This window comes from Crocosphaera sp. XPORK-15E (assembly GCF_034931425.1).
GTDB lineage: Bacteria > Cyanobacteriota > Cyanobacteriia > Cyanobacteriales > Microcystaceae > UHCC-0190.
Genome location: NZ_JAYGHQ010000003.1, coordinates 75,756 through 92,226, shown reverse-complemented (window position 1 = coordinate 92,226; position 16,471 = coordinate 75,756). Strand labels below are relative to the sequence as shown.

Below are 16,471 nucleotides of genomic sequence, written 5' to 3'. Positions count from 1 at the left end.
TACAACGCGGGGCTTTTCGGCGGGAAAGCTAACACAATCAGACGGGCTTGGAGGGACTCGAACCCCCGACCTTGTGGTCCGTAGCCACACGCTCTAATCCACTAAGCTACAAACCCTCGTTCTTCTCAACGATTAATCATCGTAGCATACCTTCCTTGGATTGCACAAGGGGGTAGACAAAATTAATTTTAGGGGGGTGGCTCTTAGTTATTCAGTACAAATATATCTAGTGCTAGGGTTTTTTCTCTAGTTTCCCGTCTCAAGGAGGGGTTAATTAGCTAAAATATATAAACCATTAAAAGAGGTAGACTATGGTTCAAACCTTCACTAAACCTATTACCTTCGATGATTTTATTGCCTGGTATCCCAACAGAGGGCAACGCTATGAACTCCATGACGGAATTATTATTGAGATGCCAAAACCAACTGGAAAACATTCAAATGTAACGGGTTTTCTCATAGAAGAATTAATTTTTCATATTAAGAAGATAGGGAAGCGAGGCATTTGGACAATTCCGAGAGAATCTATTGTTAAGCCTAGTAATGAAAAGTCTGGCTACGAACCAGATATTATTATTTTAAACCAAGAATTGATTATTAATGAGCCACGTTGGGACAGTGAATCAATTATTGAAAAAGCGGAGTCAGTCAAACTTATTGTAGAAGTTGTTAGCACTAATTGGCGTGATGATTATTTTAAAAAACGGGCTGATTATGAAGAAATTGGTATCCCTGAATATTGGATTGTTGACTATGCTGCTTTAGGGGGACGGAACTTTATTGGTAATCCTAAAAAACCGACAGTATCGGTTTACGAATTAATTGATGAGGAATATCAATTGCAACAATTTAGGGAGGATGAAACTCTGGTTTCTTCTGTTTTTCCAGACCTTAATTTAACAGCACAACAAATATTTGATGTAGCAAATTAAATAAATTTTTGTCATTACTACTTCTCTGAATAAATTTTATTTTTACCCCCCTTCTCCAATCATCAATTTTATAACCAAGCTCACTTTTTTTATGTGAGCATGAGAATTTAGAAATACTTTTGTTGTTTATCACAAAAAGTTAACATTAGAGATTAACTGCGATGTTTTTTACTAAGATAACAACAGAGAAATCTTACGAGGACAACCTTAATCTTGTCATAACCTTTGAGTCTTTTGAAGATGTATCAACAAATGAGATAATAGAAGTAAGGTAAAAGGCAAAAATATGGAAATAACAACCTTAAAGAAAAAGCCTCAAAATCATCAAAAAATTGATGGCCATAAACGCTTCAAAGTTATTGATATTACAATGAAGCGTAACCATTATCGTCAAGATGCTTTGATTGAAATTTTACACAAAGCACAAGAAGCGTTTGGTTATCTTGAAACTGATCTTTTAGAATATGTTGCCCATTCCTTAAAACTTCCTTTAAGTCGGGTTTATGGGGTGGCTACTTTTTATCATTTATTCTCCCTTAAACCTAGTGGGAAACATACCTGTATTGTCTGTTTAGGAACCGCTTGTTATGTTAAAGGCAGTGATAAAATTTTGGCAGAATTACAACAAAAATTAGGCATAAAATCGGGTAAAACAACATCAGACAATCAAATTTCTTTATTATCTGCTCGATGCTTAGGAGCTTGTGGTATTGCCCCTGCTGTTGTATTTGATGGAGAAGTTACCGGAAAACAAATACCAGAAAATGTACTCAAAACAATTCAAACTTGGCAAGAACAAGAATAAATAACTATGGATTTAGAAGAACTATTAGAAATTCAAAAAACCACCCAAGCACAACATCAACAGAAACGGAAACGGGTACGTTGTTGTACAGCAGCAGGGTGTTTATCTTCCGGATCACAAGCAGTTATTGATAACTTAAAAACAGAAGTTAACAATAAAAATCTTACCGAACAAATCGAAGTTACTTCCGTAGGATGTCTCCGTTTATGTAGTCAAGGGCCATTGATTGAAATTGATCCTGATGATACCCTTTATCAACAAGTTAAACCAGAACAAGCCGCCGCTATTATTAATAGTTTAAATGGTCAAGAAAATAGTGAAAACTTACCTCAAAAAACTGATTTAACTCATCCATTTTTTGCGTATCAACAACCTATAGTTCTCGAAAATAGTGGGAAAATTGACCCAGAAAGCATTGATGATTATATTAGTAAAGGAGGCTATCAATCCTTACGTCATGTCCTCTTAGAAATGACCCCCAATGATGTTACCCAAGAAGTCATAAAAAGCGGGTTAAGGGGACGGGGTGGGGGCGGTTATCCCACAGGGGTAAAATGGGCGACAGTTGCCAAAATGCCAGGACAACAAAAATACGTCATCTGTAACGCTGATGAAGGTGATCCAGGGGCATTTATGGATCGGGCGGTCTTAGAAAGCGATCCCCACCGTGTTTTAGAAGGCATGGCGATCGCAGCATACGCAGTGGGGGCAAATCATGGTTATATCTACATTCGCGCCGAATATCCCCTGGCTATCAAACGTCTGCAAAAAGCCATCCAGCAATCCAAAAAATACGGCTTAATGGGGTCACAAATCTTTGAATCGCTCTTTGACTTGAAAATTGACATTAGAGTAGGCGCAGGGGCGTTTGTCTGCGGAGAAGAAACCGCTTTGATCGCCTCCGTAGAAGGTAAACGGGGAACCCCTCGCCCTCGCCCTCCCTACCCCGCAGAATCAGGGTTATGGGGCTATCCTACCCTGATCAACAATGTAGAAACCTACGCCAACATCGTCCCTATTATTCGAGAAGGAGGAGACTGGTACGCTAGTATTGGCACAGAAAACAGCAAAGGAACTAAGGTTTTTGCCCTGACAGGAAATGTAGAAAATAACGGATTAATTGAGGTTCCCATGGGAACTTCTATCCGAAAAATTGTCGAAGAAATTGGCGGCGGAGTTCCCAATCAAGGAACAGTAAAAGCGGTACAAACAGGAGGCCCTTCTGGGGGTTGTATTCCCGCCCATTTATTAGATACTCCGGTCGAATATGACTCCTTACAGAAATTAGGAACTATCATGGGATCGGGAGGCATGATTGTTATGGATCAAGATACCAGTATGGTGGAAATTGCCCGATTTTATATGGAGTTTTGTCAAGAAGAAAGTTGTGGTAAATGTGTGCCTTGTCGGGCAGGAACAGTACAATTATATAACTTATTAACTAAGTTAATTGAAAGGAGAGCCAATCAACAAGATTTAGACAAATTGGAAGCTTTATGTCAAATGGTAAAAGATACCAGTTTATGCGGTTTGGGCATGACTGCACCTAACCCTGTTTTAAGCACTTTGCAGTATTTTCGAGAAGAATATCTTACCTTGCTTCAATCTACTTAAGGGAAAAAAGATGACAGTTAAAACATTAACTATTAATAATCAATTAGTTACGGCATCAGAAGAACAGACAATTTTAGAAGCAGCTAAAGAAGCAGGTATTTCTATTCCTACCCTCTGTCATTTAGATGGGGTTTCTGATGTGGCAGCTTGTCGTTTATGCCTAGTTGAAATTGAAGGCAGTTCTAAACTGCAACCTGCTTGTGTTACCCAAGTACAAGAAGGAATGAATATACAGACAGAAACCGATAAATTAAAAGAATATCGCCGTATGGCGGTTGAACTTTTGTTTGCGGAAGGGAATCATGTTTGTGCCGTTTGTGTGGTTAATGGTAGGTGTGAATTGCAGAATATGGCTATTACCGTTGGCATGGATCATTCTCGTTTTCCTTACCAGTTTCCTCAGCGAAATGTTGATCTATCACATTCCCAATTTGGAATGGATCATAACCGTTGTATTTTGTGTACTAGATGTGTTAGAGTTTGTGATGAAATAGAAGGGGCCCATGTCTGGGATGTAGCGAATCGTGGAGGTCAATCTTTTATTGTTTCAGGTATTAACCAACCTTGGGGAGAAGTTGATGCTTGTACCTCCTGTGGTAAATGTGTGGATGCTTGTCCCACCGGGGCCCTTTTTAGACAAGGAAGTACAGTTTCAGAAATGAATCATGATCCTAAAAGAATTAGCCTTTTTAGTAACCGCAAGGGATAAAAAAGAATGGACAAGATAATTACCGTAGTTGCTTAATATTATTAAGCCCATCAACAAGTTACCAATTAACAATTAAAGTCATGAAAAAGATTAAATTAGCAACAGTTTGGTTAGCGGGATGTTCTGGTTGTCATATGTCCTTTTTAGATCTGGACGAATGGTTATTAGAATTAGCCCAAAAAGTAGACATTGTTTATAGTCCCATTGCTGACATTAAAGACTATCCAGACGGGGTTGATATTTGTTTAGTAGAAGGGGCGATCGCTAATGAAGAAAATCTAGCTTTAATTAAAGAAATTAGACAGAAAACTAAGTTTATTATTTCCTTTGGAGACTGTGCTGTCACTGCTAATGTTCCTGGTATGAGAAATATGTTAGGCCCCGCAGAAACAGTATTAAAACGGTCTTATTTAGAGTTAGGAGATATTACCCCTCAATTACCTCAAGAACCTGGTATTGTCCCCGAATTATTAGATAGAGTGAGTCCAGTTCATGAAGTGGTAAATGTTGATTTATTCTTACCAGGATGTCCCCCCAATGCAGCAAGAATTCGCTCAGTAATTGAACCATTATTAAAGGAAGAAAGTCCCATTATGGAAGGGAGAAAAATGATTAAGTTTGGTTGATTTTTTGATGATTAATGCCCTTATGGGCTTAACAGTGTTAAGCCCCTACATTATTCTTAAATGTCTCCTATAAATAGAGGTAATTATGTCTAAAACAATCGTAATTGATCCCGTCACCCGTATTGAAGGCCATGCTAAAATTTCCATCTTTTTAGATGATGCTGGACAAGTAGAAGATGCTAGATTTCATGTAGTAGAATATCGTGGTTTTGAGAAATTTTGTGAAGGTCGTCCCATGTGGGAAATGGCCGGAATTACTGCCAGAATTTGTGGAATTTGTCCTGTTAGTCATTTACTCGCATCAGCAAAAACAGGAGACAAAATTTTAGCAGTTAAAATTCCTTTGGCAGCAGAAAAATTAAGAAGATTGATGAATTTAGCCCAAATTACTCAATCCCATGCCCTCAGTTTCTTCCATCTTAGTAGCCCTGATTTCTTATTAGGATGGGACAGTGATCCTGCCCAAAGAAATGTTTTTGGTTTGATAGCATCTGATCCAGAATTAGCCAGAAGTGGCATTCGTTTAAGACAGTTTGGGCAGACAATTATTGAACTTTTAGGAGCAAAAAAAATCCATGCAGCTTGGTCTGTACCTGGAGGAGTGAGATCTCCTTTATCAGAAGAAGGCAAACAATGGATCAGCGATCGCTTACCAGAAGCCTACGAAACTGCTAATAATGCACTCAATTTATTTAAAGGACTTCTTGATAGATTCGACACAGAAGTTAAAACATTTGGTCAGTTTGATTCTCTGTTTATGGGGTTAGTTGGAGAAGACGGAATTTGGGAACATTATGACGGCCATATTCGCTTTACTGATAGTCAAGGAAATATTGTTGCTGATAACTTAAAAGAAGAAGACTATAAAGACTTTATTGGGGAGTCAGTTGAAAAGTGGTCTTATCTTAAATTTCCCTACTATAAACCATTAGGATATCCTCAAGGAATTTATCGAGTTGGCCCCTTAGCAAGACTCAATATTTGTTCTCGTTTTGGTACACCTAAAGCAGATCAAGAATTACAAGAATACCGCGATCGCGCCGGAGGGGTAGCCACATCTTCCTTCTTCTATCATTATGCTAGATTAGTGGAAATTTTAGCCTGCTTAGAACATATTGAAAGGTTAATTAATGACCCTGACATTTTATCAAATCATACCCGTGCTAAAGCCGGAATTAATAATTTAGAAGCCGTCGGAGTTAGTGAAGCCCCCAGAGGAACGCTTTTTCATCATTACAACGTAGATGAAAATGGCTTAATTAAGAAAGTAAACCTCATTATTGCTACGGGAAATAACAACTTAGCTATGAATCAAACCGTTGCCCAAATTGCCAAACATTATGTTAAGGGGAATGCCATGACAGAGGGAATGTTAAACCGTGTTGAAGCCGGAATTCGTTGTTATGATCCCTGTTTAAGTTGTTCCACTCATGCAGCCGGACAAATGCCCTTACATATTCAATTATTTGGAGTTAATGGTGACTTATTAGATGAGGTTTGTCGAGATTAATTAAAATCAAATATTTTTTGTTGAGTGATAGAAAATCACTATTTTTGGGAATAATAAGTAATGGGAATAATTGCTATTATGGGAAAGTTTCTAACGAAAATTCTGAGATGAAGTGTAATGAAGGTCTAGAAGTTAAATAAGAATAAACATCATATAAATTAATTTTGAATCTCAATTTTAGCATCTTACAAGGTTAAATTAATGAAAAAAATATCAAAATCTGCATCATCACAAATTCTTATTATTGGTTATGGTAATACCTTAAGAGGAGATGATGGAGTGGGTTATAAAATAGCAGAAATAATTGACCAATGGAACCTTAATAATATAACATCTCTTGCTGTTCATCAACTAACCCCAGACTTGGCAGAAAAAATTTCTCAAGTTGATACTGTCATTTTTATAGATGCTATATATGTAACTGATATGAATAGGGCAAAAATTGAAATAAAAACCATTTCTATTAACCGAAAAATAAATAATTTAGGGCATCATAATAACCCCGAACAATTATTGTCTCTCACTCAAGCTATTTATCAAAAAATCCCTTTAGCCTATTGGATATTAGTCCCTGCTGTCAACTTTAATTTTAGTGAATCTTTTTCTTCAACAACCCAAAAATATGCTAGAGTTACATTAGAAAAAATTAAAATATTTTTATCTGATCAATCCCTGAAATAAAAGATGTTTTCTCTGGAATGATATTGAAAGTTTTTGTTTACGGAACCCTAAAACCAGGGGAACGAAATTATTCTATTTACTGCAAAGGCCAAGTCATCAAAACCTGTCGGGCCTACACCTATGGCTATCTCTATCAACTTAACTTGGGGTATCCTGCCATGACAGTAGGAGATAATAAGGTCAAAGGTTATTTATTGACCTTTGCTGAAGAAACGGCCCTAGAAAACTTAGACGAGTTAGAAGACTATCACCCTCAGCGATCGCCGCAAGATAACCAATACCTAAGACAAAAACTGGCGATTTATAATGTTACAGGAGAGCCACTAGGGGAAGCTTGGAGCTACCTGATGACCCCCGACAACATCCAAAAATTTCGTGGAACTTTTCTTAAATCAGGATGGTGGACAGACAAGGAAAACCCTAGGGAATCGTGGGAGGAATATCAACCACCGGACGATTGAGGGCAATGGTCAAAGCCTCTCCTTCTCCTTGAGGGTTTGTTAAATTGTCAGCATAACGAGGAGACAAAAAACCATCTCGTAACCCCAAATGAGAAACCGCACCCACCATCACAGCGGCGATCGCTAACCCGCCAACCAATATCCCTCGTCTGCTACCCCGTTGATGATCAATGGCATCAAAAACGCGATCAGACAACTGCTCAGCAGTTACAGGACTATGGGGGACAGGGGTGGTTGGTATTTCCCTCTGAAGACGCAACAGTTGCTTATACAGGTGATGAAACTGAGGATCAGTGTCAAGCCATTGCTGGACTTGTTTGCGTTCTGCGGCTGTCACTTCCCCATCCAGATAGGCACTTAACAACTCAAAACGCTCAAACTGATTATCCATATCCATTGAATCAGTGGCCTCGGGCCCTTTCTCTTGTTGAAAATCAGACATCATGAATTAACCTCTCCTAGAAGCTAAACCAAGACACTTGGCTGCGGAGACGGATGCTAAATAATAGCAGTGTCATGACACCCCTCACAGACGATGATTGGGATGACTATAATCCCAATTAGTCGAGATATTGTTGTAGAACTGATTGTAATTTAGCTCTAGCCCTAGCAATGCGAGATTTAACAGTTCCTAAAGAAACTCCCGTCATTTCCGCGATTTCTTCGTAAGCGAGGCCTTCAATTTCTCTCAGGACAATGGTAGTACGGAACGCTTCTGGTAAATCAGCGATCGCTACCTGCAAACGGTCATAAAATTCGCGGGTGGTGAGATCATCATCAGGACTTGGATAATCAGACACAATATCCCATTCAATTTCTCCATCTTCGACCCGCCGAGGCGCGTCTAGGGAGATCGGATGACTTACCCGTTTGCGCTTACGCAATTCATCGTAAAACAAGTTAGTGGCAATGCGGCTCAACCAACCCCGAAATTTCATCGGTTCGTTAAGACGCTTAATGTTGCGGTAAACACGAATCCAAACTTCTTGGGCGAGATCGGCCCGATCTTGCCAGTCAGGGGCGAGATGGTACAGAATCCGATCTACATGGGACTGATAGCGGTGCAACAGTTCAGAGAATGCCCCTCGTTCAGGCTGCGAACCTTCCTGACACCGGAGAATCAGATCATAATTTGAGAGTTTTTCTGGGGACACCTTGGACTGAGACTGTTGCCATTGGCCTAATAATCCAGGTGCAGAAATTGCTTGACTCATGAGATTACCCAACGCATAATTACTCCTCACGTTATCATCTCTTGACGCATAGGTAAAAATAAGGTTCCCTGCTGGCTCATTTTTGTAGGCGTTTAATCAGGGGCCAGGGATTTGAGCAGATCAGTCATTTTCTCGAAAATGTCATTCCTTTGGGTCTTTTCCAGGGGATTTCGGCCAGGTACCATAGGACGAGATAAATAGCGTTGAATCCCTTCTTCTACCTGTTGAGCAATCAAGTTTTGTAGTTCTTCTTTTGCCCGCTGACGTTGGTATTCTGCCCCTTCCTGGGTAGTCGCATAAAGAGGGGGTAAGCGATTAAGAGCATAAGCAGCAATATCTCCCACATCTAACTGACAAGGTTCTTTTGACTCTAGTTCAGCAATACGATTAATGGCTTCACCCAGTGCTAGTTCTTCCATGACGTTGATAAACTGTTTTCGTGGCACGGCTTTTACTTCCCCTGTCAATAACGCTCCCATCAGTCGATCTAACGCCATATACTCATCCATAGGAAGTTCTGCGGCTGATTCACAAATCCTTCCGACCTCTTTTTCCATGGTTGGTGTTAAATAGCCATCTTTGAGGGCTTGGTCGATAATGTTTTGAATGCTCATAGGGTCTAATAATGTCTTGCTTGAGTCGAGCAGTCTGGTTGTTGACACTCCACTGCCGTTCATGCGAGTGGATTCTTGGTTCAACGAGTCCACTTACCATAAAATAATTGCTTATTTTATACCAGAGGTGGTTCTCTCCCCAAGCTTTTACTTCATTGCAGAAGTCGATTCCGGTATGCCCTACCGTATCGTTCAAAACCTAAAATATTGGCTTATCTGGTACTTGGTGCATAAACATTTTACCTAATGGTGCTTTTCCCATTAGAACCCTATATGTTAAGTTTTCAAGGCTTCGGCCGTGAGCTCAGCCGAACGGTGCGTTCATCCTTCGATGACTGGGTTTTTAAAGCGGTTGATTACCCTGCCCGCTATCCTTAATATCATACACCATATAAAGCCGTCCTAAAAGGCTTGCACTGAGCTTGCCGAAGTGACGGGGAACCTTAAACCCAATTTTTCGGTAATCTCAGGTTGCCCATTTTTTGGCTAAAAGTTTCAAGTTGAGAGAAATTGCTTAGGCTGGTTTAATATACACCAATGCCTGTCGCCAAATCATAATCGATTGTTGAGACTCATCGGCTAGACAAAGACATTGAGAATCTTGCCAAATAACATTGCCCACTAATATCTCCTCAGTTACCAGCTTGATGGCTATTTTCTGTTTATCTTTGATGTACTTTTGGACTTGTCGCACATTGGGCAACCCTGTATCAAATTCAGTCATTATTGCTCAAAATAAATGTTGACTATTCTTCTAATTATCAGCGATCGCTTGTCGTTGTTTCTCAGTTGATTGATAATTGTTTATAGACATGGGAAGGACTTATCATCATGGAATTTACCAAATATCACGGATTGGGTAACGATTTTATTTTAATTGACAACCGCGCTAGTTCGACTCCCCTCATCTCTCCTGAACAAGCAGTTAAGATGTGCGATCGCCATTTTGGGATTGGGGCCGATGGGGTTATTTTTGCTCTCCCAGGGGATCAAAATAGTGATTACACTATGCGGATTTTTAATTCTGATGGATCTGAACCACAAATGTGTGGTAACGGAATTCGCTGTTTAGCCCGTTTTTTGGCTAAGTTAGAGGGTCAGGAAATCATCGGAAAGTCCTATCGTATCCAAACTTTAGCGGGTATCATGATCCCACAAATAGAAGCCCAAGGACAGGTTAAAGTGGATATGGGAACTCCCTATCTGTTGGCTAAAGAAATTCCCACAACCCTAGGAACTCCTGATGATAATGTTATTAACCAACCAATAGATGTGGCCGGAAATTCCTGGTTAGTCACTTGTGTGAGTATGGGAAACCCTCACTGTATTACCTTTGTTGATGATGTTGCTGCTATTGCCTTAGAAAGCATTGGCCCTAAGTTTGAACATGATCCGGTGTTTCCAGAACGGACAAATACGGAGTTTATTGAGGTAGTTCGTCCTGATTATCTGAAAATGCGGGTTTGGGAACGAGGGGCCGGTATTACTTTAGCTTGTGGGACGGGGGCCTGTGCTTCTGTGGTTGCAGGGGTATTAACAGGAAATTGCGATCGCCACTGTACTGTAGAATTGCCTGGAGGTTGTCTGACTATTGAATGGTCAGAAATTGATGGAAGACTCTATATGACTGGCCCTGCAACAGCAGTTTTTACGGGTCAATATTATTAATCTTTGTCAAGAATTGGGACATAATAGTATTATGTCCCTGGGGTTAAATTTTGTAGGGATTTAATCCATAAATAACTATTGCCACTGAAATATTCATAAGCAAGTTAAGATAAGATGCTATTAAACTACAATCCTCGTCATTGTTTGCCTTCTGCTGAAGATTTACCCGACTCTGACGATACACCCGTGGATAACGAACTACAAGACCTAATTCCTCATGTCCTTAAAGCTATTCTCGCCTTAATTTGGTCGGAGAGAATGGATTGGTTTTTTGGGGTAGATATGGGAATCTACTATAATCCTAATCAACCCACTGATGTGATTGTTCCTGATGGTTTTTTAAGTGTAGGAGTACCCCGTATAATTGATTCAGATTTACGGTTATCCTATGTATTGTGGGATGAACAAGTTATTCCTACTATAGTCTTAGAAGTGGTATCTCAAACCAGACGGGCGGAATATACAAAAAAGAAAGAAAATTATGCAAAAATGGGAGTTTTATATTATGTAATTTATAACCCATTACGCAAACGTAAACCCCGTTTAGAAGTCTATCAATTAAACAATAAAAAATACGAATTATTGGAAGGGGAACCAGTTTGGTTGTCTCAAATTAACTTAGGAATAGGGAAAGAAACTGGCATTTATCAAGGAGTCTCACGGGAATGGTTATATTGGTATGATCAACAAGGTAAACGGTATTTAACCCCTGAAGAAAAGGCAATGGAAGCCCAACAACAAGCCTTGGAAGCTAAAGAAAGAGCAAAACTACTAGAAGAAAGACTCAGAAGTTTAGGAATTGATCCTAATGAATTATAAATTAGTTGGGGTCAGGACATAATACTATTATGTCCCTACCGTTAATGTTTGTAGGGATTTAACAATGTTAAATCCATGATTATCCATTGGTTACTGTTAAACCTTAATGATAAATTGGGCTTACTCATTATGTAAAAAAATAGGAGAAAAATATCATATTGAATTTAATTAAATTTATCTTTAGTATACTGTTTATAATTACGCTTTTATTAATCATGGAAACTCCTTCGATCACCTCATCATCGTCTTATTCTCTATTAACCGATCCTTTCCTCCAATTTCCCACAGAAACCTCTGTTAAAGTTGTCTGGTTTACTGAGTTTCCTGGGGTTGATCATAAAATTGTTTATGGAGATAATTTAGATAAAATAGCCATCGCTAATACAACAAAATTAAGTCGAATAAGAGAAGATGAAGGCTCAAAAATTACCCCATCCTATTCCCAAACAACTCCTAGAGATATTTGGCGACATGAAGGAGAAGTTACAGGTTTAATACCAGGGGTTAGAATGCCTTATCAAGTAATTAGTGCAGTAGAAGAAAATGCTACTCAAAATAACATTATTAAAAGTCAAATTTTCTCCTTAACTTCCTTACCTAAACCTAAACAAGCATTAAAAATACTCTTGACATCTGATCATCAATTAATGCCAATGGTAGCAGCTAATTTACAAAAAGTTGTGGAAACTATTGGTCAAGTTGATGCCATTTTTTTTGCAGGAGATTTAGTTAATATAGCTGATCGTGCTTCGGAATGGTTTGATGATCAAAGAGGTGGGGCATTTTTTCCCTGTCTTCAAGGAAGGGGAAATTATATGTTAGAAAAAGAAGGCAATACAACCCTTTATCATGGGGGAAAATTAATTCAATATGCGCCTTTATTCCCCACCATTGGGAATCATGAAGTTATGGGAAGATTTTTAGAAAATACTCGATTAAACCAACAATTTGTTGAGGCAATACCTTATGAAGTAGCAAATAAAATCTATTTGCAAAAAGCCTCACAAATTAATCATAATAACAATATTCAAATCAAGCAAAACTGGATTAAAAATAATTCTTTTAATACAGATACTTATCAAGAAATCTTTTCTTTACCTAAAAATAATGGAAACAATCAAAACTATTATACTGTGACTTTTGGTGATATTCGTTTAGTGGTTTTACAAGTAACTAATATTTGGCGATCGCCGAGTTTAGAACCCAATGTTAAAGGGAGATATCAAGAGTCTCAACAGGATTTAAACAACCCTGAAAATTGGGGTTATGGACAACATATATTTGAACCTATTAAAAAGGGAAGTTCTCAATATCAATGGTTAGAAAAAGAACTGAATAGTCAAGAATTTAAACAAGCAAAATATAAAATTGTCATGTTTCATCATCCTGTCCATACATTAGGGGGAAATATTGTTCCTGCTTACACCGATCCTCTGCCTAATATTAATTATAATCAAGATGGTAATATAGAAGCAATTCGTTATGAATATCCCAAGGAAAATGATTATATTATTCGTGATTTAATGCCTCTTTTAGAAACAGCAAAAGTCAACTTAGTTTTCTTTGGACATTCTCATCTTTGGAATCGTTTTCTTAGTCCTAGTGGTATCAATTTCTTAGAATCTTCTAACGTTGGCAATAGTTATGGCGCACATTTAGGAGACAATAAACGTCCTATTCCCCCTAATTATTCTAAAAAAAATTATAGAGAAATAGGTAATCCCAATGGACTAGAACCAATTATTCCTAATCTTAATCCTTTAAGAGATGAAAATAATAATCCCTTGCCTTATATTGCCAGTAATGATATAACTATATTTAGTATTTTAGATACAGAGAAGGGAACCATTAGTAGTTATCGCTTTGATACTCGTCAAGGGAATTCAGAAGTCATTAAATTTGATGAATTTACAATTCTTAGGGGGTATTAAGGTTAGAATACTCCTAGCTCATTGATCCTCATCACCAAAGCAATTTTGTCAATTGCTACAATTAGGGTACAAATCTTGATATGCTAATAACAGTGTCACCGAAGCAACTCCCTGTAATGACTGCATCGCAAACGCCATAATAGTTTGCTCTGTGTGTCATGGTCTGTCATAATATGTGCTGATTTACTTATCAACCCTTATCGTGAGTTCTTGATAATTATGAATCGTTTTTTATATGAAAAATCAATAACTTATAAAGGATATTTAATAATTCCTTTTCTGTTTACTAGAGTTGGAGGAGAGTTTATTTATTCCTATGCTTTATTAGCAGCAGAAGGTTATGAAGATGAATTCCACAAAGCGAAAAACCCATCGGGACTCTGCGCTAATAATTTGAGTGGTATTGTCGAAATTGCTCAACAACATCTTAACAAGTATAGTCAAAACTTAAAAGAGGATAACTATTTTGAGCAACGTTATACTTATCAAAATCATCTGATTATTATTCATCAAGAAGGAAACAAATGTTTTTACGATCATTATCCTTCTAATGAATTAAGAAATATTGCAGCACCAACCTTATTTTTCAATCCTGATGACTGTATTAATTGGATTAAACAAAGATTAAATCGTTCTCAGGTAAGGTAAAATTAATGAGTAAACCCATCAGATTTTATCACCAAAACAAGTCCTATGGGTTCTTTTCAAATTTTGCTCCCTATCCCATATATTTAAAAGATAAAATCTGGCCGACTTCAGAACATTATTTTCAAGCTCAAAAGTTTGCCGGAACGATGTATCAAGAACAAATACGTCAAGCAAAATCACCAGGAGAAGCAGCACAGTTAGGGCGCGATCGCCATAAACCATTATGTTCTGATTGGGAACTCATCAAAGATGATATCATGGGAGAAGCTCTTTATGCTAAATTTACCCAACATCCTGAACTAACAAAGAAGTTACTAGAAACAGGAAATGCTGAACTAATTGAGCATACAAGAAACGATGTTTATTGGGGAGATGGTGGGGATGGTAAGGGCAAAAATAAACTGGGTAAATTATTAATGGAAACTCGTGAACGTATCCGTGATGAGTTCTCAAGTCAACCAAATTAATCTATGTTGAAAGGTAATTGAGCATGATACAAACTCCCGCAAAAACTCTAACTTTAGAAGCGTTTCTCAAACTAGCTGAAACGAAGCCAGCCAGTGAGTATATTGACGGTAAAATCATTCAAAAACCAATGCCACAGGGAAAACATAGTATTATCCAAACTGAGTTCTCTACTATCGTTAATGTAATACTTAAACCTAGAAAAGTTGCACGAGCCTTTTCAGAACTACGTTGTACTTTTGGGGGACGCTCTATTGTTCCTGATGTCTCTGTTTTTACTTGGGAAAGAATTCCTCGTGATAAAAATGGAGAAGTTTCTAATACTTTTATGATAGCTCCAGATTGGACTGTTGAGATTTTATCTCCCGATCAAAATCAAACTAAAGTAACTAAAAATATTCTCCATTGTCTCAATCATGGAACTCAAATGGGTTGGTTAATTGATCCCAAAGAACAAACTGTTTTTATCTATCACTCCACACAAAAAATAGAGTTATTTGATCAACCTGAACAAATACTTATGGTTCCTTCTTTTGCTCATGATATCAATCTAAGTGTAGGGTCGATATTAGCTTGGTTATTAGAGTAAATATAGCAGAATAAATAAAAATATATTTAACATTTATTACTCATTAATTACACAAATGCTATCATTAGATAAAATAATTAAAACGTGAGCGCTTGATAAAAAACATGAAAGGACTCTGGTTAGAAAACAATCAATTACAATTAAAAACTGATCTTCCCATCCCCAAACCCTCTAAAAATGAGGCTTTAGTTAGGGTTCTGCAAGCAGGAGTATGTAATACTGATTTAGAATTATTACGGGGTTATTATCCCTATCAAGGTATTCTCGGCCATGAATTTGTTGGTATTGTTGAACAAGGGCCACAACATTTAATTAATCAACGGGTTGTGGGTGAAATTAATGCCGTTTGTGGTGAATGTCGTTTCTGTCTGGGGGGTTCACCTACCCATTGCGAAAACCGTACCGTCTTGGGTATTGTTAATCGTAATGGGGCCTTTGCTGACTATCTCACTTTACCTGTCAATAATTTACATAAAGTTCCTGATAATGTAAGCACAGACGTGGCAACTTTTACCGAACCTTTAGCCGCAGCTTTAGAAATACAACAACAGATAAAAATAGGAGAAAATCAACGGGTTTTAGTGGTAGGAGATGGTAAATTAGGACAATTAGTTGCCCAAACTTTAGCCTTAACAGGATGTGATTTATTAGTAATTGGTCGTCACCCAGAAAAATTAGCCAATTTAGCCGCTAGAAACATTAAAACAGGGTTAGAAGAAGCAGTAACAGAAAGAAGTTTTGATATTGCTGTAGAATGTACTGGAAACCCCGCAGGATTTGAGATTGCTCGTCGTTCTTTATATCCTCGTGGTATTTTAGTTTTAAAGAGTACCTATGCAGGAAAATTAACCCTAGATGCTTCTGCTTTAGTCGTTGATGAAATTACGGTTATAGGTTCTCGTTGTGGACCATTTCTTCCTGCTTTAGAATTATTAGCAAATAATCAAGTAGATGTTGCTTCTTTAATTCAAGCTCGTTATCCTTTAATTGATAGTTTAAAAGCCTTTGATCATGCTCAACGTCGGGGCGTTTTAAAAGTATTAGTTGAGGTTAGTTCTTAATACAAATTTTATTAATTATTGACTTATAGAAAAACCCTAGCACTAGATATTTTTGTACTAAACGCCTAAAGTGCGATCGCTTATCTTGTAGGGGCAATTCATGAATTGCCCCTACAACTGAGAT

The 16,471-nt window shown here is 37.9% G+C and carries 18 protein-coding genes, 1 tRNA gene and 1 pseudogene; 15 read left to right on the top strand and 5 right to left on the bottom strand.

Annotated features, from left to right (window positions below; genetic code table 11):
• Window positions 1–42 precede the first annotated feature (42 nt).
• A tRNA-Arg gene (locus VB691_RS03340) sits at window positions 43–116 on the bottom strand.
• Window positions 117–311: 195 nt separating this feature from the next.
• On the opposite strand from VB691_RS03340, the gene VB691_RS03335 reads away from it, so the two are divergent.
• From VB691_RS03335 to VB691_RS03300, 8 genes and pseudogenes are all read left to right on the top strand, one after another.
• Window positions 312–932 (top strand): Uma2 family endonuclease, encoded by a 621-nt coding sequence (locus VB691_RS03335; RefSeq protein ID WP_323290039.1) that lies wholly within the window; start codon window positions 312–314, stop codon window positions 930–932.
• A gap of 286 nt (window positions 933–1,218) precedes the next feature.
• Window positions 1,219–1,737, top strand: a complete 519-nt coding sequence (gene hoxE / locus VB691_RS03330; RefSeq protein ID WP_323290038.1) for a bidirectional hydrogenase complex protein HoxE — start codon at window positions 1,219–1,221, stop codon at window positions 1,735–1,737.
• Between the two features lie 6 nt (window positions 1,738–1,743).
• On the top strand, window positions 1,744–3,351 hold the full coding sequence (locus VB691_RS03325; protein WP_323290037.1) for a NuoF family protein: 1,608 nt from the start codon (window positions 1,744–1,746) through the stop codon (window positions 3,349–3,351).
• Between the two features lie 10 nt (window positions 3,352–3,361).
• A pseudogene (gene hoxU, locus VB691_RS03320) lies at window positions 3,362–4,079 on the top strand (bidirectional hydrogenase complex protein HoxU).
• Window positions 4,080–4,140: 61 nt separating this feature from the next.
• Window positions 4,141–4,686, top strand: a complete 546-nt coding sequence (locus tag VB691_RS03315; protein ID WP_323290036.1) for an oxidoreductase — start codon at window positions 4,141–4,143, stop codon at window positions 4,684–4,686.
• 85 nt (window positions 4,687–4,771) lie between these two features.
• Window positions 4,772–6,196: a Ni/Fe hydrogenase subunit alpha gene (locus tag VB691_RS03310; RefSeq protein ID WP_323290035.1), complete on the top strand. Its 1,425-nt coding sequence runs from the start codon at window positions 4,772–4,774 to the stop codon at window positions 6,194–6,196.
• A 201-nt stretch (window positions 6,197–6,397) separates the two neighbouring features.
• On the top strand, window positions 6,398–6,877 hold the full coding sequence (locus VB691_RS03305; RefSeq protein ID WP_323290034.1) for a hydrogenase maturation protease: 480 nt from the start codon (window positions 6,398–6,400) through the stop codon (window positions 6,875–6,877).
• A 20-nt stretch (window positions 6,878–6,897) separates the two neighbouring features.
• Window positions 6,898–7,338: a gamma-glutamylcyclotransferase family protein gene (locus tag VB691_RS03300; RefSeq protein WP_323290176.1), complete on the top strand. Its 441-nt coding sequence runs from the start codon at window positions 6,898–6,900 to the stop codon at window positions 7,336–7,338.
• On the opposite strand, the gene VB691_RS03295 is transcribed toward VB691_RS03300, so the two are convergent.
• The 4 genes from VB691_RS03295 to VB691_RS03280 form a co-directional block, all read right to left on the bottom strand.
• A complete protein-coding gene (locus VB691_RS03295) occupies window positions 7,298–7,783 on the bottom strand; it encodes an anti-sigma factor (protein WP_323290033.1) in 486 nt (161 codons plus the stop codon). The genes VB691_RS03300 and VB691_RS03295 overlap by 41 nt on opposite strands.
• A gap of 115 nt (window positions 7,784–7,898) precedes the next feature.
• The gene (locus VB691_RS03290; protein ID WP_323290032.1) at window positions 7,899–8,552 is read right to left on the bottom strand and encodes a sigma-70 family RNA polymerase sigma factor; all 654 of its coding nucleotides are present in this window, start codon (window positions 8,550–8,552) and stop codon (window positions 7,899–7,901) included.
• Between the two features lie 92 nt (window positions 8,553–8,644).
• Window positions 8,645–9,166 (bottom strand): late competence development ComFB family protein, encoded by a 522-nt coding sequence (locus VB691_RS03285; RefSeq protein ID WP_323290031.1) that lies wholly within the window; start codon window positions 9,164–9,166, stop codon window positions 8,645–8,647.
• Window positions 9,167–9,680: 514 nt separating this feature from the next.
• Entirely contained in the window at window positions 9,681–9,890 is a 210-nt protein-coding gene (locus VB691_RS03280) for an Hfq-related RNA-binding protein (protein ID WP_323290030.1), read from the bottom strand.
• Between the two features lie 101 nt (window positions 9,891–9,991).
• Here VB691_RS03280 and dapF point away from each other — a divergent pair, with 101 nt between their 5' ends.
• The 7 genes from dapF (at window position 9,992) to VB691_RS03245 (ending at window position 16,347) form a co-directional block, all read left to right on the top strand.
• Window positions 9,992–10,834: a diaminopimelate epimerase gene (gene dapF, locus VB691_RS03275; RefSeq protein WP_323290175.1), complete on the top strand. Its 843-nt coding sequence runs from the start codon at window positions 9,992–9,994 to the stop codon at window positions 10,832–10,834.
• Between the two features lie 114 nt (window positions 10,835–10,948).
• A complete protein-coding gene (locus VB691_RS03270) occupies window positions 10,949–11,653 on the top strand; it encodes a Uma2 family endonuclease (RefSeq protein ID WP_323290029.1) in 705 nt (234 codons plus the stop codon).
• A gap of 215 nt (window positions 11,654–11,868) precedes the next feature.
• Window positions 11,869–13,584 (top strand): metallophosphoesterase family protein, encoded by a 1,716-nt coding sequence (locus VB691_RS03265; protein ID WP_323290028.1) that lies wholly within the window; start codon window positions 11,869–11,871, stop codon window positions 13,582–13,584.
• 219 nt (window positions 13,585–13,803) lie between these two features.
• A complete protein-coding gene (locus VB691_RS03260) occupies window positions 13,804–14,232 on the top strand; it encodes a hypothetical protein (protein ID WP_323290027.1) in 429 nt (142 codons plus the stop codon).
• 5 nt (window positions 14,233–14,237) lie between these two features.
• Window positions 14,238–14,699 (top strand): NADAR family protein, encoded by a 462-nt coding sequence (locus tag VB691_RS03255; protein ID WP_323290026.1) that lies wholly within the window; start codon window positions 14,238–14,240, stop codon window positions 14,697–14,699.
• 23 nt (window positions 14,700–14,722) lie between these two features.
• Window positions 14,723–15,286, top strand: a complete 564-nt coding sequence (locus VB691_RS03250) for a Uma2 family endonuclease (protein ID WP_323290025.1) — start codon at window positions 14,723–14,725, stop codon at window positions 15,284–15,286.
• Window positions 15,287–15,390: 104 nt separating this feature from the next.
• Entirely contained in the window at window positions 15,391–16,347 is a 957-nt protein-coding gene (locus VB691_RS03245) for an MDR/zinc-dependent alcohol dehydrogenase-like family protein (RefSeq protein WP_323290024.1), read from the top strand.
• Window positions 16,348–16,471 lie beyond the last annotated feature (124 nt).

Bases quoted from the DNA above. Each gene is read 5' to 3' on its own strand.
- VB691_RS03335 (WP_323290039.1), top strand. From the start codon at position 312: ATGGTTCAAACCTTCACTAAACCTATTACCTTCGATGATTTTATTGCC.
- hoxE (WP_323290038.1), top strand. From the start codon at position 1,219: ATGGAAATAACAACCTTAAAGAAAAAGCCTCAAAATCATCAAAAAATT.
- VB691_RS03325 (WP_323290037.1), top strand. From the start codon at position 1,744: ATGGATTTAGAAGAACTATTAGAAATTCAAAAAACCACCCAAGCACAA.
- VB691_RS03315 (WP_323290036.1), top strand. From the start codon at position 4,141: ATGAAAAAGATTAAATTAGCAACAGTTTGGTTAGCGGGATGTTCTGGT.
- VB691_RS03310 (WP_323290035.1), top strand. From the start codon at position 4,772: ATGTCTAAAACAATCGTAATTGATCCCGTCACCCGTATTGAAGGCCAT.
- VB691_RS03305 (WP_323290034.1), top strand. From the start codon at position 6,398: ATGAAAAAAATATCAAAATCTGCATCATCACAAATTCTTATTATTGGT.
- VB691_RS03295 (WP_323290033.1), bottom strand. From the start codon at position 7,783: ATGATGTCTGATTTTCAACAAGAGAAAGGGCCCGAGGCCACTGATTCA.
- VB691_RS03290 (WP_323290032.1), bottom strand. From the start codon at position 8,552: ATGAGTCAAGCAATTTCTGCACCTGGATTATTAGGCCAATGGCAACAG.
- VB691_RS03285 (WP_323290031.1), bottom strand. From the start codon at position 9,166: ATGAGCATTCAAAACATTATCGACCAAGCCCTCAAAGATGGCTATTTA.
- VB691_RS03280 (WP_323290030.1), bottom strand. From the start codon at position 9,890: ATGACTGAATTTGATACAGGGTTGCCCAATGTGCGACAAGTCCAAAAG.
- VB691_RS03270 (WP_323290029.1), top strand. From the start codon at position 10,949: ATGCTATTAAACTACAATCCTCGTCATTGTTTGCCTTCTGCTGAAGAT.
- VB691_RS03265 (WP_323290028.1), top strand. From the start codon at position 11,869: ATGGAAACTCCTTCGATCACCTCATCATCGTCTTATTCTCTATTAACC.
- VB691_RS03260 (WP_323290027.1), top strand. From the start codon at position 13,804: ATGAATCGTTTTTTATATGAAAAATCAATAACTTATAAAGGATATTTA.
- VB691_RS03255 (WP_323290026.1), top strand. From the start codon at position 14,238: ATGAGTAAACCCATCAGATTTTATCACCAAAACAAGTCCTATGGGTTC.
- VB691_RS03250 (WP_323290025.1), top strand. From the start codon at position 14,723: ATGATACAAACTCCCGCAAAAACTCTAACTTTAGAAGCGTTTCTCAAA.
- VB691_RS03245 (WP_323290024.1), top strand. From the start codon at position 15,391: ATGAAAGGACTCTGGTTAGAAAACAATCAATTACAATTAAAAACTGAT.